The following is a 24,127-nucleotide window of genomic DNA, read 5'->3' on the forward strand; positions in this document are numbered from 1 at the left end:
CACGAGCGGGCCGCCTGGTGCTCGACGACCGGGAACTGTCCATAACGGACGGTCTGAAAGAGTTGCTCGCCAGAACGGATCCCGATCCGTCCGCGCTGTTCTGGGCCACCGCGGCGAAGGCCGTGCTGCGGCTGGTCGCGGCGGGCCGGTTGCTGCCGGGGGTGACCGAGGCCGGGCACGACGCCTGGCGCGTCGGACCGCTCGAACCGGCGGAAGCCGCGTGGCTGCGGGATCTCGCGGCGGCGATGCCCGCGGGCGAGCGGGCGCCGGGGCCGCTGCTGCGGGCGTTCCTCGACGCCGTCGCCGACACGCTGCCGCGCACGCCCGCCGCGGCGAAAGCGGCCGGGACGCGGTTGTTCGCCGCGGTCGCGCCGCAGCGGGCCGAGGCGGTGCGGGACTGGGCCGACGAGCTGGCCGCCGGGCTCGACTCGGGTATCCGGGTGTCACTGCGGCTCGAGGCGCCCGGCGGGTTCGACACGGGCCGCTTCGACGCCGTGGTGCAGGTGCACAGCCTCGCCGACCCGGGCCGGGTCGCCGACGCCGTCGAGCTGTGGGAGACGGGCCGGTTCGGGCCGCGCGCCCGCATCGACGTCGTGCTGGCGCTGCGGCGGGGTGCGCAGGTGTGGCCGGCGCTGGGGCCGTTGCTGACCTCGGCCGTGCCGGACCGGCTGGCGCTCGGCGCGGACGAGGTGACCGAGCTGCTCGCGGCCGCGGCGCCGCGGCTGGCGGCGGCCGGGATCGACGTGCACTGGCCGGCCGAGCTGGCCGGGACGCTCACCGCGCGGGCGGTCGTGCGGGCCGGGGACACACCCGGTGACCTGCCGGCGTTCTTCGGCGGCGGCCGGGCGCTGGCGTTCGACTGGCAGCTGGCCTTGGGCGGCGAGGTGCTGACCGAGGCGGAGCTGGACGCCCTGGCCGAAGCCCGACGTCCGGTGGTGCGGCTGCGGGACCGCTGGGTGCTGGTCGACCCGGCGCTGGCGGCGAAGGCACGGGAGCGGACGTTGAAGCCGCTCACGCCGGTCGACGCGCTCGGCGCGGTGCTGTCGGGCACCACCGACGTCGACGGCGAGCCGGTCGAAGTGGTCACCGACGGCTGGCTGGCGCGGCTGCGAGAACGGCTGTCCGAACCCCCGGAGCCGCAGGCGCCACCGGCCGGGCTGGCCGCGTCGCTGCGGGACTACCAGCTTCGCGGGCTGCAGTGGCTGGCGACGGTGACCGGGCTCGGCCTCGGCGGCTGCCTCGCCGACGACATGGGGCTGGGCAAGACGGTCACGCTGATCGCGTTGCACCTGCACCGCGCGGCCGGGCCGACGTTGGTGGTGTGCCCGGCGTCGCTGCTGGGCAACTGGGAACACGAGATCCGCCGGTTCGCCCCGGGGGTGCCGGTGCGGCGCTTCCACGGCGGCGCGCGCTCGCTGGCGGAGCTCGACGGGTTCGTGCTGACGACCTACGGCACCCTGCGCGCCGATCCCGCGCCGCTGGCCGGGATCCGGTGGGGGCTGCTGGTGGCCGACGAGGCCCAGCACGTGAAGAACCACCGTTCGGGCACGGCGAAGGCGTTGCGGCTGGTGCCCGCCAACGCGCGGGTGGCGTTGACCGGCACGCCGGTGGAGAACACGCTCTCGGAACTGTGGGCGATCCTCGACTGGACAGCGCCGGGCCTGCTCGGGTCGCTGGCGGAGTTCCGGGCGCGCTGGGCGAAGCCGATCGAGGCGGGCAGTCCCGGGGCCGCGGAACGGCTGGCTCGGCTGCTGCGGCCGTTCTTGTTGCGGCGCCGCAAGTCCGACCCGGGGATCGCGCCGGAGCTGCCGGCGAAGACCGAGACCGACCGGCCGGTGACGCTCAGTTCCGAGCAGGCGGCGCTGTACGAGGCGGTCGTGCGGGAGATGATGGCCGAGATCGCCGGGAGTGACGGGATGGCGCGGCGCGGCCGGATCGTGAAGCTGCTGACGGCGTTGAAGCAGATCTGCAACCACCCGGCGCAGTACCTCAAGGCTCTGTCTCTTCAAGAGGGCGGCGGCCGCTCGGGCAAGCTGGAGCTGCTCGACGAGCTGCTGGACACGATCCTCGCCGAGGGCGGCGCGGTGCTGGTGTTCACCCAGTACGTCGCCATGGCCCGGCTGCTGGAGAAGCACCTGGCGGCGCGCGGGATCGGCACGCAGCTGCTGCACGGCGGCACGCCTGTGCCTCGCCGCGAAGAGCTCGTCAAGCGGTTCCAGGACGGTGCGGTGCCGGTGTTCCTGTTGTCGCTCAAGGCGGCGGGCACCGGGCTGAACCTGACGCGAGCCGACCACGTTGTGCACTTCGACCGCTGGTGGAACCCGGCGGTGGAGGACCAGGCGACCGACCGGGCGTACCGGATCGGGCAGACCCGGCCGGTGCAGGTGCACCGGCTCGTCACCGAAGGCACGGTCGAAGACCGGATCGCGGCGATGCTGCGGGAGAAGCGCGCGCTGGCCGACGCGGTGCTGGCCGGCGGCGAGGCGGCGCTGACGGAGCTGACCGACACCGAGCTCGCGGAGCTCGTCGAGCTGAGGAGCCGCGGATGAGCGACGAGCGGGTGCGCGGGTTTCCCGCGTTCGGCGCGACGGGGACGCGCGGGCGGTTCGCGACGTCGTGGTGGGGGCGGGCGTGGGTGAGCGCGATGGAGGACACCGCGCTGGACCTGCGTCAGCTCAAAGCGGGCCGCCGGTACGCCGCGGCCGGGCTGGTCGGGCCGATCACGGTGAGCCCGGGCCGGATCGCGGCGGTGGTCGACGACGCCGACGGCGGCCCGTACCGGACCGAGCTGCGGCTGGCGGAGCTGTCCGAAGCGGACTGGACGCGGTTCCTCGACCGGGTCGCCTCGCGCGCGGGGCACCTGGCGGCGTTGCTGGACCGGGACATGCCGCACGACCTGGTGACCGCGGCCGACGACGCGGGTGTCCACCTGCTGCCGGGCATCGGCGACCTCGACCCGGAGTGCGACTGCCCGGGCTGGGAGCTGCCGTGCAAGCACGCGGCGGCGTTGTCGTTCCAGGCGTCGTGGCTGCTGGACGCGGACCCGTTCGTGCTGTTGCTGATGCGCGGGCTGGGTGAGCGGGAGATCCGGGCGGAGCTGGAGAGCCGGACCGCGCCCCGGGACGACTTCCCGGCCGTCCCGGCGGACCGGACGCCGGGTGAGCTGCCGGACCTGGCGCTGTTCGAGCCGTCGGGGGCGCCGTCGATCCCGGCGGCGCCCGGGGTGCCGGCCGAGGCGTTCGCCCTGCTGACGGCGAACGCCTCGGGACAGGCGCGGGCGCTGCTGGCGGGCGAGCCGTGGCCGGGACGTCGGCAGGACACGGTCCGGCTGGCCGCGCAGTTCCCGGCGGTGGCGGAGCGGCTGGGTGAGGGAAGCGGCTTCCGGCGGGCGGTCGCGGCCTGGAGCTACGGCGGCCGTGACGGTCTCGAGGTCCTCGAATCGTCGTGGTCCCCGCCCAAGGCGGCGCTGGCGGCCGCGCGGGTCGCGCTCGCCGACGTCACCGACGAGGAGCCGGTGTTCGAGCGCAACCACTGCACGGCCGGCGCGGTCCAGCTGCGGCTCGACCACCGGGGCCGCTGGCACCCGTACCGGCTCGAGGACGGCACGTGGTGGCCCGCGGGTCCGCCGGAGACCGACCCGGGGTTGCTGCCGGGCTGAAACCCGCCGGGATTCCCGGTATCCAGCGCGGTCCCCGCTGTCTCCTGTGCGTTGACGGCGGGGTTCCGCCGGGCCCACTGGGGGTGGGGGGGGGGGGGGGGTGTCTCTCCCTCTTCCCTTCCTCTTCTTCTTCTTTTCTTTCCCCCCCCCCCCCCCCCCCCCCCCGGCCCCCCCCCCCCCCCCCCCCCCCCCCCCCCCCCCGCCCGGCTCGATGGTGCCCACGTCGGCGCCCCGCTGTCCCGGGTTTGCCGGTGCCCGGCGACCACCCTGCTGGGCGCCAGGCGACCTCGACCGGGCTCAGCCCACGGGCGTGACCGTGTAGTCCGTCACCCGCATCGAGTCGTGCATCCGGGCTCCGCCGCCGTTGAGCTTCGCCAGCGTCCGGCTCACCCCGGCCGGCAGGGCCGAGATCAGCTGCCCGCCGCGGGCCAGGGCCCACGCGCCGGTGCGCGTCGCCGGGATCAAGGTGCGCGCGGCGCCTTCGGCGAACGCGCGGCTCTTGCGCACCAGGCCGCCCATTTCGCTTTCGTACGCGGCGAAGGCGCGCTCGTGGTCGCCGCCCGCCGCGGCCAGTTCGCCGGCCAGGACGTACGCGCCGAGCACCGCGAGGCTGGTGCTGCCGCCGACGGCCGGGCCGGGGCAGTACCCGGCGTCGCCGACGAGGGTGACGCGTCCGCGGGACCAGGAGTCGATCCGCAGCTGGGTGATCGAGTCGAAGTAGAACGGGCCCGGGCCGTCCAGCTCGGCCAGCCAGGCGTCGACGTGCGGGTGCATCCCGGCATAGGCCTGGCGCAGCAGCTCCTTCTGCCGCGGGACGTCGAGCTGCTCGTCGCGGCGGAACAGGAACACCGCGCGGGCGTCGGCGATGTGCCGGGCGCTGTAGAACCCCGCGGTGCGGCCGGCGCCGAGGTGGATGACGGTTTCGCCGTCGTCGAGGCCGAGGGTGTCGGGCAGCGACAGCACGGCCAGGTAGGCCCCGATGAACTTGGTCAGCCCGGCTTCCTCGCCGAAGACGAGCCGGCGCACGTTCGAGTGCAGCCCGTCGGCGCCAATGACGACGTCGAACGTGCGCGGCGCGGCGTGCTCGAAGGTGACTTCGCCGTCGGGGGAGAGGGCGGTGATCGAGTCGCCGAAGAGGTACTCGACGTCTTCGCGGCCGGCGTCGTAGTAGATCTCGCTGAGGTCGTCGCGCATGATCTCGACGTGCCGGTCGGAGGCGGCCTGGAAGATCTTCGCGAGGTCGATCCGCACCGGCCGGCGCACGCCTTCGCGATGCATCGTCAGCCTGGTTGAGCCGGTGGCGACCGCCTCGACGCGCGGCAAAACGCCCATCCGTTCGGTGATGTCCATGGCGGGGCGGAACAGGTCGACGGCGTGGCCGCCGGTCTTGCGGAGGGTGGGGGCGCGTTCGACCACCGTGACGTTGAAGCCGTGCCTGGACAGCCAGTACGCCAGCACCGGACCCGCGATGCTGGCGCCGGAGATCAGAATCCGCATGAGCGCCTCCCTGACTTAACGGTAGGTAAGTTGTACCACGAGTCTTACCTACCGTTAAGTCAGTTATGCTGGGCGCGTGGCCAAGCCGTCAGACACCAGGCAGCGCATCCAGGACGTCGCCCGCTCGCTCTTCGCGACCCAGGGGGTGCAGCGCACCAGCCTGCAGGACATCGCCGACCGGCTGGGCATCACCAAACCCGCGCTGTACTATCACTTCTCCTCGCGCGAGGACCTGGTCCGCAGCATCGTCCAGCCGCTGATCGACGACGGCGAGAAGTTCCTGCTCGACTACGAAGCCCGCGGCGACACACCCGCGCGCGAGCTCGTCGAGGGCTTCTTCGACGTCAACTACCGCAACCGGGCGAACTTCATCATGCTGCTCACCGAGATGCCGACGCTGGCCGACCTCGGGCTCGTCGACAAGGCCCTGGCCTGGCGGACCCGGCTCACCGCGCTGATCTGCGGGCCCGACCCCACCCTCGAACAGCAGGCCCGCGCGATCCTCGCCCTCGGCGGCCTGCAGGACGTCTGCATGCAGTTCCCCGACGCGCCCATGGAGGAGCTGAAGGCCGCGGCCGTCGCCGGGGCCCTCGACGCCATCGGCCGCTAACGCACCGCCGCGCGATTGATGATCGCGCCCGTGTCCACCCCGGCCGGCAGCGTGCCGAACGCGATGCCCCAGTCCCCGCCGAAGCGCGACGCGCAGAACGCGTCCGCGACCGCCGGATGGCCGTGGCGCACCAGCAGCGAGCCCTGCAGCACCAGCGCCATCGCCTCGACCAGCCGCCGCGCCCGGTACTCGATGCCCTCGAGGTCGGTCAGCTCCTTCCGGACGCGGTCCACGGCGTCGTCCAGGCGCGCGTCACCACCGGCGGCCTGCTCGACCTCGGCGAAGAACGCCGCGACCGACTCCGGCTGCTTGCCCATGGCGCGCAACGCGTCCAGCGCCGCGACGTTGCCCGAGCCTTCCCAGATCGACGACAGCGGCGCCTCGCGGTAGAGGCGCGGCATGCCCGACTCCTCGACGTACCCGTTGCCGCCGAAGCACTCGAGAGCCTCAGCCGCGTGCATCGGCGCCCGCTTGCACACCCAGTACTTCGACACCGCCAGGCCGAGCCGCCGGAACGCCTGCTCCTGCTCGTCGCCGGGCCGGTCGCCCGCCGCGGCCAGCCGCATCGCGACCGTCGTCGCCGCTTCGGACTCCAGCACCAGGTCGGCCAGCACGTTGGCCATCAACGGCTGGTCGACCAGCGCCTTGCCGAACGCGTGCCGGTGCGTGGCGTGGTGGATCGCGCGCACCGCGCCCAGCCGCATCCCGGACGCGCTGCCGAGGGTGCAGTCGAGACGGGTGTTGTTGACCATCTCGATGATCGTGCGGACCCCGCGGCCCTCCTCGCCGACCAGCCAGCCCACGGCGTTGTCGTACTCGATCTCCGAGGACGCGTTCGACCGGTTGCCCAGCTTGTCCTTCAGCCGCTGCAGCCGGATCGGGTTGCGGGAGCCGTCGGGCAGCACGCGGGGGAGCAGGAAGCAGGAGAGCCCGCCGGGGGCCTGGGCCAGCGTCAGGAACATGTCCGACATCGGCGCGGAGGTGAACCACTTGTGCCCGACGAGGGTGTGGCTGCCGTCGGCGTTCGGCGTCGCGGTCGTGGTGTTGGCGCGGACGTCGGAGCCGCCCTGCTTCTCGGTCATCGACATGCCCGCGATCAGGCCGCGCTTGGTGGACGGCTCCCGCAGCCCGAAGTCGTACTCGGTCGCGGCCAGCAGCGGCTCGTACCGCGCCGCCAGCTCCGGGTTGGCCCGCAGGGCCGGGATCGCCGCGTAGGTCATCGAAATCGGGCAGCTGTGCCCGGCCTCGACCTGACCCCAGACGTAGAACTTGGCCGCACGGGCGGCGTGCGCGCCCTCGCGGGAGTCCCGCCACGGCGTGCCGTGCAGGCCGTGGGACACCGCGACGTCCATCAGGTCGTGCCAGTGCGGGTGGAACTCCACCTCGTCGATCCGGTGGCCGTAGCGGTCGTGCGTGCGCAGCACCGGCTCGTTCTCGTTGACCAGCCGGCCCCACTCCTGGGCCTGCTCGCTGCCGGCCAGCCGGCCCAGCTCGTGCACCTCGTCCGACGCCCAGCCGGCCCCGGCCCGCTCCAGGCCTTCCAGCAGCGCCGGGTCGGCCCCGACGTCGTGGCCGGCCAGCGGCGGGACCTGGTTGACGACCTCATGCGTGGCGGGCATCGGAACCTCCTAGAGCGCGGACGACAAACGTGCGGAGCTCGGCGACGTCACCGGCGTTGCCGCTGGTCAACGGGCCGATCAGAACTTCGGCGGCGGCGCCCACCAGCGCGGCGGCGGTGAGCCGGCCGTCTTGCGGCGGCAGCGCGCCCGCCCGGACCCCGGCCGCGACGTGCTCGGCGACGACCTCGGTGAACGCCCGCCGGAACTCCAGGCGCTCCGCGTCGATGAGAGCGTCGACCGGCTCGGCGAGCAGCGCGTACGCCTGGCGCGGCGCCTTGAGCGCGCGCTGGGCGAAGGTCTCGAACACCGCCAGGACCCGTTCGGCGGGCTCGCCCGGCTGCGCGGACGTCGCCCGGACGGCCTCGACCTCCCGTGTCACGACCTGCCGGAACACGTGCACGACCAGGTCGGCCTTGGTGGGGAAGTGTTTGTAGACGCTCCCGACGGCCACCCCGGCCCGCTCGGCGACGGCGGCGACGGAGCAGCCGCTGTAGCCGTGTTCGGCCAGCTGGCGCGTCGCCGCGACGACGATCGTCTCGCGCTGGGCGTCCAGGCGTTCCTGCACCTTCGGGGTGCGGCGGTAGGGCACGTCAAGAAGTGAATCACTGATTCATTACTTCAGTCAACGCTCTCCAGCAGCCGCTTCGCGCCCCGCACCTCCGCCTCGACGTCGGCCCGCAGCTTCCGCCGCAGGACCGGCTCGACCAGCCGGCGCAGGGGAGCGGCGAACCCGAACACGATCCGCCGCGTCACCCGGATCCCGCCGGGCACCGGCACACACCCGAAGCTCGCCTCGAACGTCGAGAACCGCCGGGCCAGCCGGTTCTCCCGCCGGTCGGGGAGCCCGACGTCGACCCGCTCGCCGGGCGTCAGCGTCATCCGGGACACCACCTTCGGCCCCGGTCCGAGCCCGGGCAGCGCCGACCGGAACCGGAACTCCGTGACGTCCCCGTCGCGGCGCACCCAGTCGATCCGGCCGAGCTTGCGGTCGACCTCCGCGTACCGCCGCGGGTCCATGACCAGCGCGAGGAAAGCCTCCGGAGTGCACAACACGGTCTCTTCCACGGTCACTTCCACCATAGAAAGAGAGTAGTTTCTCACTATGGCTCGAACAACCCCCGGCGTCACCCGCCGCCGCATCCTCGACGAGGCCGTCCACCTCTTCGCCACCCGCGGCTACGACACGACGTCGGTCGCCGACATCCAGACCGCCTGCGGCCTCAACCCCGGCTCCGGCGCGCTCTACAAGCACTTCCCGTCCAAAGCCGCGCTCCTCGAAGCGGCCGTGCACGACAACCTCGAGCGCCTCGCCGCCCGCACCGCCGAAACCGCCGACGCCGAGCTGCCCGACGACCCCCGCGAAGCCCTACGCGTGCTCGCCGACGTCGTCTGGGCGTTCCTCGCCGCCGACCGCGACCTCGTCCGCCTGATGATCCGCGAGTTCAGCGGGTTTCCCGAGCTGTTCGAGGCGATGTGGCAAGGCGTCTTCGCGACGGTCTACCGCCGCGGCACGGAATGGATCACCACCCTGCGCGACCAGGGCCGCGCGAACGTCACCGACCCCGAAGCCACCGCGGCCGTGCTGGTCGCGTCCCTCACCTACTACCCGATCCTGGACGTCCTCATCGGACACACCCCGGGCGACCTCGCCCCCGACCGCTTCCTCGCCGCGTGGACCGACCACGCCGTCGCGTCCCTCAACCTGCGCGACTGAGAGCTCCCGCCCCGCACAACGCACGGGCGAGAGGTTCAGCAGCCCGGTACAAGCACCGAGCCGGCGCGCGAACACCGACTTCCCGGACCGCCGCACCCCGCCATCCTCCCGCGGGGTTGCGCTGGAGCGCACTCCAGCTCCTACGGTCGAAGACATGACCACACCCCAGCACCGGATCGGCTCCGGCTTCGGCGCCACGAGCACCACCACGGAGGTCCTCGACGGCATCGACCTGACCGGCAAGCTCGCCCTCGTCACCGGCGGCTACTCCGGCATCGGCCTGGAGACCACCCGCGCCCTGGTCAACGCCGGCGCGCACGTCGTCGTCCCGGCCCGCCGCCGCGCCACCGCCGAAGAAGCCCTCGCCGGCCTCCCCGGCGTCGAAATCGACGAACTCGACCTCGGCGACCTCACCAGCGTCCACGCCTTCGCCGACCGCTTCCTCACCACCGGCCGCCACTTCGACCTAGTCATCACCAGCGCCGGCATCATGGCCGCCCCCGAAACCCGCGTCGGACCGGGCTGGGAAGCCCAGTTCGCCACCAACCACCTCGGCCACTTCGCCCTGGTCAACCGCCTCTGGCCGGCCATCGCCGACGGCGCCCGTGTCGTCGCCGTCTCTTCCCGCGGCCACCACTTCTCACCCATCCGCTGGGACGACCCCCACTTCGAGACCGGCTACGACAAGTGGCTTGCCTACGGCCAGGCCAAAACCGCCAACGTCCTGTTCGCCGTCCACCTCGACCGGCTCGGCCGGGACCGCGGCGTGCGCGCGTTCGCCCTGCACCCCGGCTCGATCCTGACCCACCTCGCCCGCCACATCCCGCAGGAAGAGCGCGTCGCGCAGGGCTGGGTCGACGAGAACGGCAACCCCAGCGGCTACTTCAAGACCCCCGAAGCCGGCGCCGCCACCCAGGTCTGGGCCGCCACCTCACCCCGGCTCGACGGCCTCGGCGGCGTCTACCTCGAAGACTGCGACATCGCCGAAATCGCCCCCGAAGGCGACGGCGTCGCCGACGTCGGGCTCCGCGTCGGCGTTCGCGAATACGCCATCGACCCCGACCAGGCCGCCCGCCTCTGGACCCTCTCGGCCGAGCTCACCGGCGTCGACGCCTTCGCTACTTCCCGGTGATCACGCCGACCGCGATGCCCAGGATCGCGGTGTTGTAGACGAACGACAGCACGCTGTGCGTCAGCACCGTGTACCGCAGCGGCCGAGCCTGAACCTCCACATCGGACGTCGCGAACGAAGTCCCCACCGTGAAGGCGAAGTACGCGAAGTCCAGCAGGTTCGGCCGCTCCGTCGCCGGGAACCGCAACCCCGGCCCCGGAGCGGCCCGGTGGTGCAGGTGCGCGTACCGGTCGGCGTACCCGAAGTGCAGCAGGATCCACGCCGCCAGCACCGCCGGCACCGCCCCGATCTGCAGCACGAACGCCGTCTCGTCGTCGTCCTCGGCGATCACGTTCGCCACCAGGATCAGCCCGCCGGCCGACATCCCGACCACGCTCACCACCAGCGTCGCGACGAAGCTCGACCGGCGGCCCAGCAGGCTGTGCAGCCACGTCGGCTCGGCGTCACCCAGCAGCCGGTACCGGCGGATCCGCAGCCACCGCGTCACGATCACCGCCGCCGCGACCGCGTCCCACGCCAGCAGGAACACCACGTCCAGCCCGGTGTCCGGCGCGATCAGCCACCCCAGCCCCAGCAGCACCAGCAGGAACTCCGCGCACTGGTACCAGATCCTCCGCAGACGTCGCATCGCGCGAAGCTACTGCGGGCCGGTGCCGGAGGCACCCCGGATCACCTGGTCAGGTGGCCCGGCACGAACCTTTCCGCAACAAAAGGTTGCACGTGCTCGCCAGGCGAGCTAACGTGACACGCAACCAAACGTTGCAGAAAGGCCGGAGCATGGACCACGGAACGATCGAACGGGAACTCCACATCAACGCCACCCCCGACACCGTCTTCGACGTCGTCAGCAGCCCCGAACACCTCCGCGAATGGTGGCCCGACGAAGCCGAATACCCCGTCGAACCCGGGGGAGAGGGCCGCATCGGCTTCGGCGGCAACTGGGTCCGCTTCACCGTCGTCGACGCCGTCCCGCCCAAACTCTTCTCCTTCCGCTGGACCCACGCCGCGGGGGAGACCGCCGCACCCGGCAACTCCTTCCTCGTCGTCTTCGAGCTCGAACCCGCCGGCACCGGCACCCGCCTGCGCATGACCGAAACCGGCTTCCGCGAACGCGGCTGGGACGAAGCCAAGATCGCCGCCGAGTACGCCGACCACGTCAGCGGCTGGGACCACTTCCTGGCCCAGCTGCCGCCGTACGCCGCCGCCCGGTGAGCACCACCGTGGACGATGACCTCTGGTCCGCCGTCGGCGACCCCACCCGCCGCCGCCTGCTCGACCTCCTGCTCACCGAAGGCAGCGGCACCGCCACCAGCCTCAGCGAACACCTCCCGGTGACCCGCCAAGCCGTCACCAAGCACCTCGCCGTCCTCGACCGCGTCGGCCTCGTCCACGCCACGACCGCCGGCCGCGAAAAGCAGTACCGCGTCGACGAAACCCAGCTCGCCCGCGCCGTCGCCCAGCTCGCCGAAGTCGGCGCCGCCTGGGACGCCCGGCTCGGCCGCATCAAGCGCATCGCCGAACGAATCGAAAGGAACCGCTAGCCATGGACATCCTGCACCGCATCGGCACCCGGAACACCACACCCGACCAGGTCTACAACGCGATCACGACCCTCGACGGCCTCTCCGCGTGGTGGGCCCACAAGACCGCGGGGGACACCGAAGTCGGCGGCGTCATCGCGTTCCGCTTCACCGCCGGCGGGTTCGACATGAAGGTCACCGAGCTCACCCCGGGACGACTGGTCCGCTGGGAGGTTGTCGACGGCCCGCCGGAGTGGGTCGGCACGACGATCCGCTGGGACCTCGAACAGCGCGGCGAGTACACGATCGTCCTGTTCAAGCACGAAGGCTGGCGCGAGGCGGGCGAGTTCATGCACCACTGCAGCACCAAGTGGGCCATCTTCCTGATGAGCCTCAAGCAGCTCCTGGAGACCGGGGAGGGAGCCCCGGACCCGCGGGACGTGTCCATCAGCGACTGGCACTGACGTCACTTGACATAATGTACATTATCGGCACTTGACGACCAGCTGGACCGAGGGCCGAGAGGGGCGGAAGATCCGGATCCGCCGGGGTGGAGTTCGTCAGGACGACATCTCCTGAGGAATGCGCGAGCGCGGCGGACTCTGCTGCTCTCGTACGGGAGCCAAGTCGGCTCCTGGAGACCCGCAGGAAGCCGGGAGAACATCCCCTGGAGCTGCGGATTCGACGTCCTGCCACCCGACCTGAAAACGTCACGGTGACGAAACTAGAGTGGGCAATCTTGCCCTGAGAGTCGACCGATCGTCGGCAGTTGATCCTTGGTGATCCTTCGAGAAGCCTTGCCCGACCTCCCGGCAGCCGTCTCGGCCGCATCGAACATGCGTGCGATTCCCCGAAAGGCGTCTCAGGATGCCCTGGGAGGCTCGAGCCGCCGTGCCGGATCCCCCGGGAGCGGACTCCCGGTGATTCCGACATTTCATGCATAATTGCCATTATGCATGAAATGGGATCGACCCCGGCCGCCGAAACTGTCGGTGGTGTGCGGTACAAGATCCACATGAAGGTTTCCGAGGCCCAGCAAGCCTTCTTCGCCGCCCGCCGGCCGCGCAAGGACTCGCCGCACACCACCGACGCCTACCGCCGTGATCTCGCCGGGATCACCACTCTCCTGGTTTCGGAGCTGGGCCGGGAAGACCTCGAGGTGGCCGACCTGACCGGGACGGCGCTGCGGTCGGCGTTCGGGGTGTTCGCGGACGGTCACGCGAAGAGCTCGGTGCTGCGTGCGTGGTCGACGTGGAACCAGTTCCTCACGTTCTGCGTGGCGGACGGGCTGCTGGCCGGCAACCCGATGGGTGCGGTGGCGCGGCCGCGGACGCCGGCGTTGACGCCGAAGCCGTTGCGGGGTGAGGAAACCCCGGAGCAGCTGCTGTCGGCGGTGGCCGTGGGTTCGCGGCGCGCGCGGGACCCGTGGCCGGAGCGGGACGTGCTGGTGATCGCGCTGGGGCTGGTGGCGGGGTTGCGGGCGGCGGAGATGCGGGCGCTGACGTCGCGGTCGCTGGTGGGGCGCGCGGGTGAGCTGCGGTTGCACGTGAAGGGGAAGGGCAGCCGGGACCGGTCGATCCCGGTGCAGCCGGTGCTGGCGGAGCTGATCGAGCGGTACCGGGAGTCGTGCCGGGTGCGGTTCGCGAACGTGCGGTTCTCCCCTGGTTCGCCGTTGCTGCTGGATCGGTCGGGCGAGCCGATCGGGCGGGGTGCGCTGGAGTACCTGGTGAAGTCGTGTTACCGGGGTGCGGGGTTGCACGACCGGGTGCCGGCGGGGGCGAACTTGCACGCGTTGCGGCACACGTTCGCGACGCGGCTGGCGGAGGACGGGGCGACGGCGTCGGAGATCATGGCGTTGCTGGGGCACGCGAGCTTGGCGACGAGCCAGAACTACATCGAGGCGACGGGCCGTGAGCAACGAGCGGCGGCGGCGAGCAACCGGACATACCGGGCCCTGGACGGCCTGAACTGACCGGTCCCGCTGTACCGCGCCGGACGGCACGCGTGCCGGGATGGACGACACGGGCCGGGGTCAGCGGAGTTGTTCGAGGTCCTTGGCGGCGCGGGCGATCTCGTCGGCGAGTCCGCGCAGCTCGCTGAGGTCGGCGCCGTCGTCGGCGGCGGTGACGATGTCTTCGGCGGCGCAGCGGAGCTGGAAGAGCCGGTCCTGGAGGGCGGCGACCTCGCCGTCGGAGAGGACGACGGCGTCTTCGGGGAGCCCGCTGCGCTGCAGTGCGGTCCGGCGTTCGTAGGCGCGCTGGCGGCAGGACTGGCCGCAGTAGCGCCGTCGGCGGCCGACGTTGCCGGCTTCGGGGAGGCGTCGTCCGCACCAGCCGCAGTGCTTGGGCGCGCCTCGGCGGCTCGGGCCCGGGGTGAGCTCGAGCGGGGCGGGCTGGGCCAGTTCGGCGGTTTCCCTCACCCGGGAGACCCTAGCTGGCCACCGTTCGCTCATGCCGAGGTCATGGCCGGAGGGCACAATCGGGGTATGCAGTCGTCGTTCCCGTACCTGGCCGATCCGCTCCCCCGTGCTTTCGCCCACCGTGGCTGGCACCTGGACGAGCTGGACGGGCTGGAGAATTCGCTGCCGGCGTTCCGGCGGGCGTGTGCCGAGGGTTACCGGTACCTGGAGACGGACGTGCACGCGACGTCGGACGGTGTGGTGGTGGTGCACCACGACGCGAGCCTGGACCGGACGACGGACGGGTCGGGGGCGATCGCGTCGCAGACGTGGGAGCAGCTGAAGAACGTCAAGGTCGGGGGGAGGGCTCCCCTGTCGCGGCTGGAGGACGTGCTGGAGGAGCTGCCGGACGCGCGGTTCAACATCGACGTGAAGGCCGAGCAGGCGGTGAAGCCGTTCGTCGAGGTGCTGGAGCGGACGGGGGCGCACGACCGGGTTGCGGCGGCGTCCTTCTCGGATGCGCGGCTGGCGCGGTTGCGGAAGCTGGCGGGGCCGAAGCTGGTGACGGCGATGGGTCCGCGGTCGGCGTTCGCGCTGTGGGCGCGGGGGAAGCTGCCGCTGCTCCCCCTCGGGCGGCTGGTGCTGGGGGCGATGGCTCAGGTGCCGGTGCGGCAGGGTGCGCTGCGGGTGGTGGACAAGGCGTTCGTGTCGATCGCGGGGCGGTCCGGGATCGAGGTGCACACGTGGACGATCGACGATCCGGCGGAGATGCGGATGCTGCTGGACCTGGGGGTGCACGGGATCGTGACGGACCGGCCGGACCTGCTGCGTGCGGTGCTGATCGAGCGGGGCACCTGGCAGCAGGCCTGACCGGGGTCAGCGGGGTGGTTTGCCGCTCCAGGCGGCTTCCCAGGTCTTGGGGCCGAGCAGGCCGCTGTCCTTGATGCCGTTGGCGCGCTGGAGGTCGAGGACGGCGGTGCGGGTCTTGTCGTAGTAGCAGCCGGTGCCGGTGAAGCCGTAGCCGAAGGCGTTCATGCGGAGCTGGAAGGCTTTGAGCGGGGCGGCGCAGTCGCCGTAGGCGTAGACGACGCCGGGCCACGGGGGTTTGCCGCTCGGGGGTGGCGGGGTGGGTGCGGGGGCGGGTCCGCCGCCGATGTAGGCGGATTCGGCGTAGGTGGGGACGCGTTTGCTGCGGGCGTCGGCGTCGCCGGGGAGCTTGAGCATGCCGGCGCACTGCCAGGGTTGCCAGCCGCGCATGCGGTAGAGGTAGAGGGCGCGGTAGTCCTGTTCGGCGGGGGCGGCCTGGTCGGGGCGGCCGGCGCCGCCGACGCTGCGCCAGGTGGGCAGGTCGAACTGGTAGGCGCCGTAGTAGCCGTTGCCGGTGTTGGTGGCGTAGCGGCCGCTAGACTCGCACATGCGGAGCTTGGCCCAGGCCGTCGGCGCGGGGTCCGCGGCGGCGACGGCGGGGATGGTCAGCGGCAGACCCCAAGCGGCCACGGCGAGAAGCAGGAGTCTCGCGACGGTTCGTCTCCGGTTGTGGATCATGCGAGCACAGTAGGAGTGTGCCCCCTTTGACCACAAGAGACACGCTGCCCGCATAAGTCTCACACAAAACACTGTTCACTCGTGTCAGCGACACGCCGTGAAGGCCGAACCGTGATTGCCACGGAAGTGGCGCATGATCACGAAGCGACAAAGCGGACACGGTTTGGGAGGTGTGGTGCCCGGCGCCGCTACCTCCCAGTAGTCTCCGCGCTGACCTGGACGTTCTTGAGCATGAGGAGCCGTGGATGACGCTGGCCGGGACGCGCTCGACCAAGCGCGAGCGGTGGGGCTGGTATTTCTACGACTGGGCTAATTCGCCGTTCTATTCGTCGACGACGACGGTGTTCGGCGCCCTCTCGATGAGCACGATCGCGGCCGAGGACGCGAAGTCGAACTTCACCCTTAATGGGGACCACGCGTGCGTGAACGCGTCCGGTGCGGTGGACACGCTCCACAACTGTGACGTGACGTTGTTCGGGCTGCAGTTCCCGGCGGGTTCGGTGTGGGGGTACCTGCTGTCGGTGGCGACGGTGGTGCAGGTGCTGGTGCTGCCGATCGCGGGTGCGGTGGCCGACCGCAGCCACAACAAGCGCCGGATCCTGGCCGGGTTCGCGTTCCTGGGCGCGGCGGCCGCGGCGGCGATGTTCTTCTTCGCCGGCTCGGACTGGCAGCTGGGCGTGGTGCTGTTCATCGTCGCGAACATCGGGTACGGCGGTTCGCTGGTCGTCTACTACTCGTTCCTGGTCGACATCGGCGGGCCGGACGAGCGGGACGACATCTCGGCGAAGGGCTGGGCGTTCGGGTACCTGGGCGGTGGGCTGGCGCTGGCGTTGCAGCTGGGGTTCTACCTCGGTCACGACGCGTTCGGGGTCAGCCAGGGCCTGGCGGTGCAGATCTGCTTCCTGACCTCGGGGTTGTGGTGGGCGCTGTTCACGATCCCGGCGGTGCGGGCGCTCCCCCGGCGGCACACGCCGGTGGACGTCGCCCCGGGGGCATCGGTGCTGCGTGCGGGCTTCACTGAGCTGAAGCAGACGATCGTGGCGGCGAAGGCGTACCCGTTGACGCTGGCCTTCCTGGGCAGCTACCTGGTCTTCACCGACGGGATCAACACCGTGGTCACGGTGTCGGCGCAGTACGGCAAGGACGAGCTGAAGTTCGGCAACGAGGTGCTGATCGTCACGATCCTGGTGATCCAGTTCGTCGCGTACCTGGGTGGCACGCTGCACGGGCTGGTGGCGCGGCGGGTGGGGGCGAAGCGGACGATCCTGGGCAGCCTGGTGCTGTGGGTGGTCGTGCTGGCCGGGGCGTACTTCGTGCAGCCGAAGCAGATGGTGCAGTTCCTGGCCGTGGCGGTGGGGATCGGGCTGGTGCTGGGCGGGACGAACGCGCTGTCGCGGTCGTTGTTCAGCCAGATGATCCCGGCGGGCAAGGACGCGCAGTACTACTCGCTCTACGTCGTGGGTGAGCGCGGGACGTCGTGGCTGGGGCCGTTGCTGTTCGCCGGGGTCGGGCAGGCGACGGGGTCGTTCCGGCTGGCGATCATCGCGCTGGTGGTCTTCTTCGCGGCGGGTCTGGTGCTGGTCTGGCTGGTGCCGGTGCGGCGCGCGATCATGGCGGCGGGCAACCGTCCGCCGGAGGTGTTGTGAACGACCGATAGGGTCGGGCGTCGTGACCTTGGTGAATCCGGCCGGCCCCGACCCGACCGACGCGCTCTCCTCCGTTCCCGCGGCCGGATCGCGGCGCGGGACGCCGCCGGTGGGCAGGCTGAAGTTCTGCTACGGGCCGATGGACTGCGGGAAGTCGACGCTGGCGCTGCAGATCGACCACAACCACGCGCGGCAGGGCCGGCGGGGCCTGGTGCTGGTGCGCCACGACCGTTCGGGCGCGCCGCAGATCTCGAGCCGGATCGGGCTGACCCGGCAGGCGGTGGAGGTCGGTGAGGACACCGACGTGCGGGACCTGGTGCGGCAGGAGTGGTCGCGGGGGCAGCACGTGGACTACGTCGTGGTGGACGAGGCGCAGTTCCTCTCCCCCGGGCAGGTCGACCAGCTGGCGGAGCTGGCCGACGAGGTCCAGATCGACGTCTACTGCTTCGGGATCGCGACGGACTTCCGGAGCCGGTTGTTCCCGGGGGCCGCTCGTCTGTTCGAACTGGCGGACGAGCTGCAGCCGGTCCAGGTCGAGGTGTTGTGCTGGTGCGGACTGGCCGGGCGGTTCAACGCGCGGGTGCTCGAGGGGGAGGTTGTGCGGGAGGGGGACACTGTTGTGGTCGCAGATACCGAACAATCCGTAGTTGAAACTTCAGCTTCAGCGCGTTTTGAGGCTGAATCTGCTACCGTGCGTTATCAGGTATTGTGTCGCCGCCACTATCGAGCGGGTGACTTGGGACCGGTTACTGCCCATCACGGTCAGTTACGGTTGACCTGACCTGGGCGCGAGTAGCCCATCCGGGGGATATCAGCACTAAGAAGGCCGTATTGACGTCACGCCGGAGCGCGAAACGCGTCCTACTAGAGGAAGCTGATGCCGGCGGGTGACGCAGCTCATCGTGAGCAACGACATGGTGTCCCGGGAATCCTCGGGGGCCCCGAGTCGTTGCATAGGGTGAGCAACACCCTGGCTCCACCCGGAGCTGACTGAAAGGACCCCATCATGGCCGACCGTGTTCTTCGTGGAAGCCGGCTGGGAGCGGTCAGCTACGAGACCGACCGCAACCACGACCTCGCTCCGCGCCGCACCGTGCGCTACGCCTGCCCGAAGAACCACGAGTTCGAGGTGCCGTTCTCCGACGACGCCGAGATCCCGACGGTCTGGGAATGCCGGCTGCACGGCAGCGAGTCGGAGATCGTCGACGGCGGGCAGCCCGAGCAGAAGAAGGTCAAGCCGCCGCGCACCCACTGGGACATGCTGCTCGAGCGGCGCACGATCCCCGAGCTCGAGGACCTGCTCAACGAACGTCTCGCCGAGCTGAAGGGGCGGCGGACCTCCCGGTCCGCTTGACCCCGGGAGCTCGGCTCGTAGCCACCGCTCCCACCACAACGGAAAGGCCCCCGCGACCTCCCCCCGCGGGGGCCTTTCGCATGCCCGGGGCCAGCTAGCTGAACGGGCCCTCCAGAGCGGCCCACTGCAGGAGCATGATCGTCTTCGCGTCGGCGATCCGGCCGTCGCGCACCATCGCCAGCGCCTCGCGGAAGGGCAGCTCGACCACCTCGATGTACTCCCCCTCCTCCGCGAGCCCGCCGCCCGTGCCGCGGTCGGAGGGGTCGTACGGCGCGGCGTAGCAGAAAAGGCGCTCGGTGACCGAGCCCGGGCTCGTGTAGACGTCGAAGACCAGCTGCAGTTCGCCGATGTGGACGCCGGTCTCCTCCTGCGCCTCGCGGCGGATGGCCGTCTCCGCGTCGTCGGCGTCCAGCAGGCCCGCCGCGGTCTCGAGGAACATGCCGTCCGGGTGGTCGTTGACGTAGACCGGGTAGCGGAACTGGCGGGTCAGCAGCACCGTGGCGCGGGTGAGGTCGTAGAGCAGGACGGTGGCGCCGTTGCCGCGGTCGTAGGTCTCGCGCTGCTCGGTCGTCCAGCGGCCGTCGCCGTGCTGGTACTCGAACGTCGTGCGGCGCAGGACGTGCCAGGCCGAGGCCAGCACCTCCACGTCGGTGATCCGGACCCGCGGGTTGCGGTCCGGGCCGAGGGCGCTTGTCGAAGAGGTCATACCCCGACCATAATGTGCAGGACTCGGAAGCAACAAGGAGGATCGTGCATGTTGGTCGGGGAACGCCGTGACCTGCTGCTGGCCCGGCTGGCCGCCGAGGGCAAGGTGCTGGCGAAGGACGTCGCGGCCGAGCTCGGCGTCTCCGAGGACAGCATCCGCCGGGACCTGCGCGACCTCGCCGCGGCCGGGCTCTGCCAGCGCGTCTACGGCGGAGCGCTGCCCGTCTCCCCCGCCGTCGCCGACTACACGAGCCGGACGTCGATCGCGGTGGCCGGCAAGGACCGCGTCGCCACCGTCGCCGCCCGGCTGGTCCGGCCCGGCTCGACGGTCATCCTCGACGGCGGCACCACCACCCTCGCCGTCACCCAGGCCCTGCCGAAAGAGCTGGAAGCGACCGTCGTCACCCACAGCCCGACCATCGCCGCCGCGCTGCTGGACCACCACGGCGTCGACGTCTTCCTGCTCGGCGGCCGGCTCTTCCGGCACTCCGCGGTCACCTGCGGCGCGGCCGCCGCCGAGGCCGCCCAGGCGATCAGCGCCGACGTCTTCCTGCTCGGCGTCACCGGGGTGCACCCCGAGGCCGGTCTCACCACCGGCGACGCCGACGAAGCCGCGATGAAACGCACCCTCGCGCGGCGGGCCGCCGACACCTATGTGCTGGCCAGCGCCGAGAAGCTCGGCGCGGCGTCACGGTTCACCGTGCTGCCCTTCGCCGACATCGCCGGCCTCATCACCGACGCCGACCACGCCGACCCGAACGTGCAGAAACTTGCAGCGATGGGCGTGGTCCTTCGCTGACCTCGGTGTACCACTCGTGGCCTGCGACCAGCGCGAACACCGGCTTCGGCAGCCACACGAGCACCCGCAGCACCGCCGAGAGCCGTCCGCTCCCCCGGACGTCGGACACGTGCGCCGCGAGCGCGGCCTGCTTGCGCCCGGCGAAGCGCCGCACGGTGAAGCGGTGGGTGATGGCCGAGGCCGGGCTGTACAGCCGTCCGAGCGCGGCGGTGTCGTAGCGGACCGGGACCCGCAGGGCACGGGCCGCCCGGGCGAGCCGCACGACGACGTCACGCGGGAGTGTGGCCTCCAGCAGCCGCGTCCCGGTCAGCCGGGCCGCCCGGCGGGCGACCTGGTGCACCTTGACGTGGTCGCGGTGGCCGTACCCGCCGCCTGCGTCGTACCCGAGCAGCAGGTCGGCCTTCTCCTCCTGCAGCACGGCGGCGAGCCGGTGCGCGGCCTCCTCGGTGTCCGCGCGGGCGAACCGCTGCCGGCCGGGCGGATCCGGGTACAGCTCGGGCCCGTGCCCGCTGTCGGCGTACCCGAGGTGCACGACCCGCCGGACGCCGAGGATGGCCGAGCTCGCCTCCAGCTCGGCCCACCGCGGGGTCGGGTGGTCCGCGGACATGCCGTCGGTGGCCACCACGACCACCACCCGGTGCCCGTCGGCCGCCGCGCGGGCGAGGGTGCCGCCGCTGAGCAGCACGGGGTCGTCGGCGTGGGCGTGGAAGGCCACGATGGTCGTCATCGGCCCCATGATGGCCGAGAACAGGAGAAATCGGCATGAGTGAACACCGGGTCCGGTTCGCGGCGCTGTTCGACGCCGAGGTGCGCCCGCACAACGAGCGGTTCCGCGCCGCGGCGGCCGTCCGGCCGGGCGAGGACGTCCTTGACGTCGGCTGCGGCACCGGCGAGTCCACCCGTGAAGCGGCCGAGGCGGGCGCGACGGCGCTGGGGATCGACGTCTCGGAGCAGGCCATCACCCAAGCCCGCGAGATCGGCGGGGCGAGCTTCGAGGTCGCCGATGTGCAGACCCACCAGTTCCCGCCCGCCGCGTTCGACGTCGTGCTGTCCCGGTTCGGGGCGATGTTCTTCGCCGACCCGCCCGCGGCGCTCGCCAACCTCGCCCGCGCGCTGCGGCCTGGCGGGCGCCTGGTGCTGCTGGTCTGGCAGGAGCGGGACCGCAACGAGTGGTACTCGGTGCTGCACGACGCCGTCGCGCCCGGCACCACCGCGCCGCCCGCCGGGCCGCACTTCTCCCTCGGCGACCGGACCCGCACCGACGCGCTGCTGCGGACCGCGGGCTTCACCGACGTCGAGTTCACCGAGCTGCGCGAACCCGTCTGCTACGGGCCTGACGCCGCGACGGCGTGCGAGTTCGCCCTCGGCCTCAAGGACGTCGAAGAACTGCGGCCCACCGTGGAGGCCCCAAGCCGTCTGCGGGCCGCCTTCGCCGCGCGCGAAACCCCGGACGGCGTGCTGCTGGGCGCCCGGACCTGGATCGTGACCGCGCGGGTCAGCCGCGCTTGAGCAGCCGCCGGACCTGCTGCCAGCGGCGCTGCGCGCCCCACGACGCCACCCGCAGGAACGCCTCGCGGATGATCGAGCCGTCCATCTTCGACTCGCCGATCTCGCGCTCGGTGAAGGTGATCGGCACCTCGACGATCTCGAACCCGGCGTCGGCCGTGCGGATGGTCAGGTCGATCTGGAAGCAGTAGCCGTGCGAGTTGACCTCGTCCAGCGCCAGCTTCTCCAGCACCGGACGGCGGTAGGCGCGGAAGCCCGCCGTGATGTCGCGCGTGCGCATGCCCAGCGCGATCTGCGAGTAGACGTTGGCGCCGCGCGAGAGCACCTGGCGCTTCACCGGCCAGTTCACCACGCTGCCGCCGGGCACGTACCGCGAACCGATCGCCAGGTCCGCGTCGCCGACCGCGTCCAGCAGCCGCGGGAGGTCCTCCGGCGCGTGCGAGCCGTCGGCGTCCATCTCGACGATCGTGCCGTACTCGCGCGCCAGTCCCCAGCGGAAACCGGCGATGTAGGCCGCGCCCAGCCCGGCCTTCTCGGTCCGGTGCATGACGTGCACGTTCGGGTTCGCGGCCGCGCGCTCGTCGGCGAGCTCCCCGGTGCCGTCCGGGCTGCCGTCGTCCACCACGAGCACGTGCACGTCCGGAAGTGCCTTGTGCAGGCGATCCAGGATCGGGCCGAGGTTCTCCCGCTCGTTGTAGGTCGGGATCACCACCAGCACCGGCTCGATTTCCCGGGCCCCCCGCGGCGCCTGCGACATCCGTGCTCCTCCGATATCCCCGGCGGTCAGTCCGCCGTGTCCCCTGCTGCCGTGCCGGCGCTGGTGCGCCGGGTGCGAAAACGGAGTACGAGCCCGCCGGCCACCCCGGCGATCGCCAGTGCCAGCAGCCCGTACTCCGTCCACGCACCGAGTCGATCCGACAGCGTAGTCTGCGTCCGCAGCGGGACGCGCCCGACCAGGGAATCCGCGGTGAAAAGGCCCGTTGAGCTGGTAACCGTTCCGTCGGGGGCGACGATCGCGCTCACTCCTGAGACGGCGGACACCACCACCGCGCGGCCGTGTTCGACCGCGCGCAGCCGGGACATGGCCAGCTGCTGCACGCTCATCTCGCTCTCGCCGTACCAGGCGTTGTTGGTCGGCACGACGAGCAGCTCGGCGCCGTCGCGCACGGCGTCGCGGCCCGGGTAGTCGAACGCGGCCTCGTAGCAGACGAACACCCCGACCCGCGTGCCCGCGACGCCCAGCGCCTGGTTGGCTCCGTCGCCGGGGAGCATGTCGACGGTCTCCTGGTCGATGAACGGCGTGACGAGCTCGGCGAGCTTGCGCGCGGGCACGTACTCGCCGAAGGGCACCAGCTGCTGCTTGGCGTAGCGCTGCCCGGGCCCGGTGTGCGGGTCCCAGACGATGACGGAGTTCTGGAGGTGGCGGTCGGGCAGCTCGTAGAGCGCGCCGACCAGCGCGGGCACACCGAAGGCGGCCACGAGCTGGTCGACCTGCGGGTCGGGGCCGGTGACGGTCGTCGCGCTTTCGGGCCACAGCACCAGGTCCGGCTTCGGGACCTTCCCGGCGTGGATCGCGTCGAGGAGACGCTCGCTTTCGGCGATGGTGTTGCGGCGCAGCACGTCCCGCTCGCCCTGCAGCGCGAGCCCGATGTCGGGGGCGTTGCCCTGGATGGTCGCGACGGTCCGCTCGCCGTCCTGCGCGCCGGTGCCGATGGTGGGCCACAGCGCCAGCCCGGCGACGACGGGCAGCAGCGTGACGACGGCGGCCAGGATGGTCTGCCGGGCTCGCAGGGTGGCCTTCAGCGAGTCACGCGAGTCCCACAGCCGGCCGGCGAGCGCGGCCAGGCAGAAGCCGGTCAGGACGACGGCGAGGCCGACCAGCGGCGCGCCGCCGATCGAGGCCAGCGGCAGGAACGCGCCTTCGGGCTGGCTGAAGGCGACGCGGCCCCAGGGAAAGCCGCCGAAGGGGAACCAGGCGCGCGGGGTCTCCATCGCGACGAAGATCAGCGCGCCCCACAGCGGCGCGAGCGGCAGCCGCGCCACCCACGTGAAGAGGCCGCCGGCCAAGCCGTAGTACAGCGCCAGCGCGAAGGACAGGCCGAGCCACGGCCACGGGCCGAAGTCCGGGCCCAGGAAGTCCAGCAGCCAGGTCAGCAGCGGCAGGAAGAAGACGAAGCCGAACGCGAAGCCGTAGCCGAACGCGCCCCGGAAGCTGCGGCCCCGCAGCACGAACGCGAACCCGGCGAACGCGAGCGGGGCCAGCCACCACAGCGGGCGCGGCGCGAAGCTCAGGTAGTAGGCGAAGCCGGACACCAGCGCCGTGGCCAGCCTCAGCAGCCAGGCGCGGGGGAAGCTTCGCCGGGTTCGGGCGGGTTGGTGCGGGGCGCCCGGTTCGGGGTCCGCCACGGTGACTGCCACAGGTGA

The 24,127-nt window shown here is 71.8% G+C and carries 26 protein-coding genes; 15 read left to right on the top strand and 11 right to left on the bottom strand.

Features of this window, described 5'->3' with window-relative positions:
* Positions 1 to 17 precede the first annotated feature (17 nt).
* Together ACZ61C_RS10075 and ACZ61C_RS10080 are read left to right on the top strand one after the other, a co-directional pair.
* Positions 18 to 2,549, top strand: coding sequence for a DEAD/DEAH box helicase (locus tag ACZ61C_RS10075; protein ID WP_465304959.1), 2,532 nt, complete (start codon positions 18 to 20; stop codon positions 2,547 to 2,549).
* Entirely contained in the window at positions 2,546 to 3,658 is a 1,113-nt protein-coding gene (locus tag ACZ61C_RS10080) for an SWIM zinc finger family protein (protein WP_465304961.1), read from the top strand. Before ACZ61C_RS10075 ends, ACZ61C_RS10080 begins: the two co-directional genes overlap by 4 nt.
* 297 nt (positions 3,659 to 3,955) lie before the next feature.
* Here ACZ61C_RS10080 and ACZ61C_RS10085 read toward each other — a convergent pair whose 3' ends face one another.
* Positions 3,956 to 5,155: an FAD-dependent monooxygenase gene (locus ACZ61C_RS10085; protein ID WP_465304963.1), complete on the bottom strand. Its 1,200-nt coding sequence runs from the start codon at positions 5,153 to 5,155 to the stop codon at positions 3,956 to 3,958.
* Positions 5,156 to 5,231: 76 nt separating this feature from the next.
* On the opposite strand from ACZ61C_RS10085, the gene ACZ61C_RS10090 reads away from it, so the two are divergent.
* Positions 5,232 to 5,765, top strand: coding sequence for a TetR/AcrR family transcriptional regulator (locus ACZ61C_RS10090; RefSeq protein WP_465304965.1), 534 nt, complete (start codon positions 5,232 to 5,234; stop codon positions 5,763 to 5,765).
* On the opposite strand, the gene ACZ61C_RS10095 is transcribed toward ACZ61C_RS10090, so the two are convergent.
* From ACZ61C_RS10095 to ACZ61C_RS10105, 3 genes are read right to left on the bottom strand one after another with little or no spacing between them, the layout of a single operon-like run.
* Positions 5,762 to 7,384, bottom strand: a complete 1,623-nt coding sequence (locus tag ACZ61C_RS10095) for an acyl-CoA dehydrogenase family protein (protein WP_465304967.1) — start codon at positions 7,382 to 7,384, stop codon at positions 5,762 to 5,764. The two genes, ACZ61C_RS10090 and ACZ61C_RS10095, sit on opposite strands and share 4 nt — an antisense overlap.
* Positions 7,368 to 7,973, bottom strand: a complete 606-nt coding sequence (locus ACZ61C_RS10100; protein WP_465304969.1) for a TetR/AcrR family transcriptional regulator — start codon at positions 7,971 to 7,973, stop codon at positions 7,368 to 7,370. The genes ACZ61C_RS10095 and ACZ61C_RS10100 overlap by 17 nt, the downstream gene beginning before the upstream one ends.
* 29 nt (positions 7,974 to 8,002) lie before the next feature.
* Positions 8,003 to 8,464 (bottom strand): SRPBCC family protein, encoded by a 462-nt coding sequence (locus tag ACZ61C_RS10105; RefSeq protein ID WP_465304971.1) that lies wholly within the window; start codon positions 8,462 to 8,464, stop codon positions 8,003 to 8,005.
* Between the two features lie 22 nt (positions 8,465 to 8,486).
* Between ACZ61C_RS10105 and ACZ61C_RS10110 the strand changes: the two genes are divergently transcribed.
* Both ACZ61C_RS10110 and ACZ61C_RS10115 read left to right on the top strand, forming a co-directional pair.
* Positions 8,487 to 9,098, top strand: coding sequence for a TetR/AcrR family transcriptional regulator (locus tag ACZ61C_RS10110; RefSeq protein ID WP_465304973.1), 612 nt, complete (start codon positions 8,487 to 8,489; stop codon positions 9,096 to 9,098).
* A gap of 154 nt (positions 9,099 to 9,252) precedes the next feature.
* Positions 9,253 to 10,230: an SDR family NAD(P)-dependent oxidoreductase gene (locus ACZ61C_RS10115; RefSeq protein WP_465304975.1), complete on the top strand. Its 978-nt coding sequence runs from the start codon at positions 9,253 to 9,255 to the stop codon at positions 10,228 to 10,230.
* On the opposite strand, the gene ACZ61C_RS10120 is transcribed toward ACZ61C_RS10115, so the two are convergent.
* On the bottom strand, positions 10,217 to 10,858 hold the full coding sequence (locus ACZ61C_RS10120) for a DUF1345 domain-containing protein (protein ID WP_465304977.1): 642 nt from the start codon (positions 10,856 to 10,858) through the stop codon (positions 10,217 to 10,219). The two genes, ACZ61C_RS10115 and ACZ61C_RS10120, sit on opposite strands and share 14 nt — an antisense overlap.
* Positions 10,859 to 11,007: 149 nt before the next feature.
* Here ACZ61C_RS10120 and ACZ61C_RS10125 point away from each other — a divergent pair, with 149 nt between their 5' ends.
* The 4 genes from ACZ61C_RS10125 (at position 11,008) to ACZ61C_RS10140 (ending at position 13,722) form a co-directional block, all read left to right on the top strand.
* Positions 11,008 to 11,442, top strand: coding sequence for an SRPBCC domain-containing protein (locus ACZ61C_RS10125; RefSeq protein ID WP_465304979.1), 435 nt, complete (start codon positions 11,008 to 11,010; stop codon positions 11,440 to 11,442).
* Positions 11,439 to 11,771 (top strand): ArsR/SmtB family transcription factor, encoded by a 333-nt coding sequence (locus tag ACZ61C_RS10130; RefSeq protein WP_465304981.1) that lies wholly within the window; start codon positions 11,439 to 11,441, stop codon positions 11,769 to 11,771. The genes ACZ61C_RS10125 and ACZ61C_RS10130 overlap by 4 nt, the downstream gene beginning before the upstream one ends.
* A 2-nt stretch (positions 11,772 to 11,773) precedes the next feature.
* Positions 11,774 to 12,214: an SRPBCC family protein gene (locus ACZ61C_RS10135; protein WP_465304983.1), complete on the top strand. Its 441-nt coding sequence runs from the start codon at positions 11,774 to 11,776 to the stop codon at positions 12,212 to 12,214.
* Positions 12,215 to 12,747: 533 nt separating this feature from the next.
* Entirely contained in the window at positions 12,748 to 13,722 is a 975-nt protein-coding gene (locus ACZ61C_RS10140; protein WP_465305627.1) for a tyrosine-type recombinase/integrase, read from the top strand.
* 60 nt (positions 13,723 to 13,782) lie between these two features.
* Here ACZ61C_RS10140 and ACZ61C_RS10145 read toward each other — a convergent pair whose 3' ends face one another.
* Positions 13,783 to 14,169 (bottom strand): hypothetical protein, encoded by a 387-nt coding sequence (locus ACZ61C_RS10145; protein ID WP_465304985.1) that lies wholly within the window; start codon positions 14,167 to 14,169, stop codon positions 13,783 to 13,785.
* A gap of 66 nt (positions 14,170 to 14,235) precedes the next feature.
* On the opposite strand from ACZ61C_RS10145, the gene ACZ61C_RS10150 reads away from it, so the two are divergent.
* Entirely contained in the window at positions 14,236 to 15,018 is a 783-nt protein-coding gene (locus ACZ61C_RS10150; protein ID WP_465304987.1) for a glycerophosphodiester phosphodiesterase, read from the top strand.
* Positions 15,019 to 15,024: 6 nt separating this feature from the next.
* Here ACZ61C_RS10150 and ACZ61C_RS10155 read toward each other — a convergent pair whose 3' ends face one another.
* Entirely contained in the window at positions 15,025 to 15,693 is a 669-nt protein-coding gene (locus tag ACZ61C_RS10155; RefSeq protein WP_465304989.1) for a transglycosylase family protein, read from the bottom strand.
* 245 nt (positions 15,694 to 15,938) lie between these two features.
* Here ACZ61C_RS10155 and ACZ61C_RS10160 point away from each other — a divergent pair, with 245 nt between their 5' ends.
* The 3 genes from ACZ61C_RS10160 to ACZ61C_RS10170 all read left to right on the top strand — a co-directional run bounded on the left by ACZ61C_RS10160 (position 15,939) and on the right by ACZ61C_RS10170 (position 18,693).
* A complete protein-coding gene (locus ACZ61C_RS10160; protein WP_465304991.1) occupies positions 15,939 to 17,339 on the top strand; it encodes an MFS transporter in 1,401 nt (466 codons plus the stop codon).
* A 22-nt stretch (positions 17,340 to 17,361) separates the two neighbouring features.
* A complete protein-coding gene (locus ACZ61C_RS10165; protein ID WP_465304993.1) occupies positions 17,362 to 18,120 on the top strand; it encodes a thymidine kinase in 759 nt (252 codons plus the stop codon).
* Between the two features lie 225 nt (positions 18,121 to 18,345).
* Positions 18,346 to 18,693, top strand: a complete 348-nt coding sequence (locus ACZ61C_RS10170) for an RNA polymerase-binding protein RbpA (protein ID WP_003081521.1) — start codon at positions 18,346 to 18,348, stop codon at positions 18,691 to 18,693.
* Between the two features lie 94 nt (positions 18,694 to 18,787).
* On the opposite strand, the gene ACZ61C_RS10175 is transcribed toward ACZ61C_RS10170, so the two are convergent.
* Entirely contained in the window at positions 18,788 to 19,399 is a 612-nt protein-coding gene (locus ACZ61C_RS10175) for an NUDIX domain-containing protein (protein WP_465304995.1), read from the bottom strand.
* Between the two features lie 48 nt (positions 19,400 to 19,447).
* Between ACZ61C_RS10175 and ACZ61C_RS10180 the strand changes: the two genes are divergently transcribed.
* Positions 19,448 to 20,197 (top strand): DeoR/GlpR family DNA-binding transcription regulator, encoded by a 750-nt coding sequence (locus ACZ61C_RS10180; protein ID WP_465304997.1) that lies wholly within the window; start codon positions 19,448 to 19,450, stop codon positions 20,195 to 20,197.
* Here the strand turns inward: ACZ61C_RS10180 and ACZ61C_RS10185 are convergent.
* Complete coding sequence (locus tag ACZ61C_RS10185; RefSeq protein WP_465304999.1) at positions 20,130 to 20,924, bottom strand: PIG-L deacetylase family protein; 795 nt, start codon at positions 20,922 to 20,924, stop codon at positions 20,130 to 20,132. The genes ACZ61C_RS10180 and ACZ61C_RS10185 overlap by 68 nt on opposite strands.
* 35 nt (positions 20,925 to 20,959) lie before the next feature.
* Here ACZ61C_RS10185 and ACZ61C_RS10190 point away from each other — a divergent pair, with 35 nt between their 5' ends.
* Positions 20,960 to 21,706, top strand: a complete 747-nt coding sequence (locus ACZ61C_RS10190; protein WP_465305001.1) for a class I SAM-dependent methyltransferase — start codon at positions 20,960 to 20,962, stop codon at positions 21,704 to 21,706.
* Here ACZ61C_RS10190 and ACZ61C_RS10195 read toward each other — a convergent pair.
* Both ACZ61C_RS10195 and lnt read right to left on the bottom strand, forming a co-directional pair.
* Positions 21,693 to 22,460, bottom strand: coding sequence for a polyprenol monophosphomannose synthase (locus ACZ61C_RS10195; protein WP_465305003.1), 768 nt, complete (start codon positions 22,458 to 22,460; stop codon positions 21,693 to 21,695). The genes ACZ61C_RS10190 and ACZ61C_RS10195 overlap by 14 nt on opposite strands.
* 26 nt (positions 22,461 to 22,486) lie before the next feature.
* Positions 22,487 to 24,121 carry an apolipoprotein N-acyltransferase gene (gene lnt, locus ACZ61C_RS10200; RefSeq protein ID WP_465305005.1) on the bottom strand — a complete coding sequence of 545 codons (1,635 nt, stop codon included), beginning with the start codon at positions 24,119 to 24,121 and terminating at the stop codon, positions 22,487 to 22,489.
* Positions 24,122 to 24,127: the final 6 nt, after the last annotated feature.

It is taken from the genome of Amycolatopsis sp. NPDC104587 (assembly GCF_055583645.1).

What these genes read in the sequence shown, in the direction of transcription:
- ACZ61C_RS10080 (WP_465304961.1), top strand. Translation starts at nt 2,546, where the DNA reads ATGAGCGACGAGCGGGTGCGCGGGTTTCCCGCGTTCGGCGCGACGGGG.
- ACZ61C_RS10085 (WP_465304963.1), bottom strand. Translation starts at nt 5,155, where the DNA reads ATGCGGATTCTGATCTCCGGCGCCAGCATCGCGGGTCCGGTGCTGGCG.
- ACZ61C_RS10095 (WP_465304967.1), bottom strand. Translation starts at nt 7,384, where the DNA reads ATGCCCGCCACGCATGAGGTCGTCAACCAGGTCCCGCCGCTGGCCGGC.
- ACZ61C_RS10105 (WP_465304971.1), bottom strand. Translation starts at nt 8,464, where the DNA reads ATGGTGGAAGTGACCGTGGAAGAGACCGTGTTGTGCACTCCGGAGGCT.
- ACZ61C_RS10110 (WP_465304973.1), top strand. Translation starts at nt 8,487, where the DNA reads ATGGCTCGAACAACCCCCGGCGTCACCCGCCGCCGCATCCTCGACGAG.
- ACZ61C_RS10115 (WP_465304975.1), top strand. Translation starts at nt 9,253, where the DNA reads ATGACCACACCCCAGCACCGGATCGGCTCCGGCTTCGGCGCCACGAGC.
- ACZ61C_RS10120 (WP_465304977.1), bottom strand. Translation starts at nt 10,858, where the DNA reads ATGCGACGTCTGCGGAGGATCTGGTACCAGTGCGCGGAGTTCCTGCTG.
- ACZ61C_RS10125 (WP_465304979.1), top strand. Translation starts at nt 11,008, where the DNA reads ATGGACCACGGAACGATCGAACGGGAACTCCACATCAACGCCACCCCC.
- ACZ61C_RS10135 (WP_465304983.1), top strand. Translation starts at nt 11,774, where the DNA reads ATGGACATCCTGCACCGCATCGGCACCCGGAACACCACACCCGACCAG.
- ACZ61C_RS10150 (WP_465304987.1), top strand. Translation starts at nt 14,236, where the DNA reads ATGCAGTCGTCGTTCCCGTACCTGGCCGATCCGCTCCCCCGTGCTTTC.
- ACZ61C_RS10155 (WP_465304989.1), bottom strand. Translation starts at nt 15,693, where the DNA reads ATGATCCACAACCGGAGACGAACCGTCGCGAGACTCCTGCTTCTCGCC.
- ACZ61C_RS10160 (WP_465304991.1), top strand. Translation starts at nt 15,939, where the DNA reads ATGACGCTGGCCGGGACGCGCTCGACCAAGCGCGAGCGGTGGGGCTGG.
- ACZ61C_RS10170 (WP_003081521.1), top strand. Translation starts at nt 18,346, where the DNA reads ATGGCCGACCGTGTTCTTCGTGGAAGCCGGCTGGGAGCGGTCAGCTAC.
- ACZ61C_RS10175 (WP_465304995.1), bottom strand. Translation starts at nt 19,399, where the DNA reads ATGACCTCTTCGACAAGCGCCCTCGGCCCGGACCGCAACCCGCGGGTC.
- ACZ61C_RS10180 (WP_465304997.1), top strand. Translation starts at nt 19,448, where the DNA reads ATGTTGGTCGGGGAACGCCGTGACCTGCTGCTGGCCCGGCTGGCCGCC.
- ACZ61C_RS10185 (WP_465304999.1), bottom strand. Translation starts at nt 20,924, where the DNA reads ATGACGACCATCGTGGCCTTCCACGCCCACGCCGACGACCCCGTGCTG.
- ACZ61C_RS10190 (WP_465305001.1), top strand. Translation starts at nt 20,960, where the DNA reads ATGAGTGAACACCGGGTCCGGTTCGCGGCGCTGTTCGACGCCGAGGTG.
- ACZ61C_RS10195 (WP_465305003.1), bottom strand. Translation starts at nt 22,460, where the DNA reads ATGTCGCAGGCGCCGCGGGGGGCCCGGGAAATCGAGCCGGTGCTGGTG.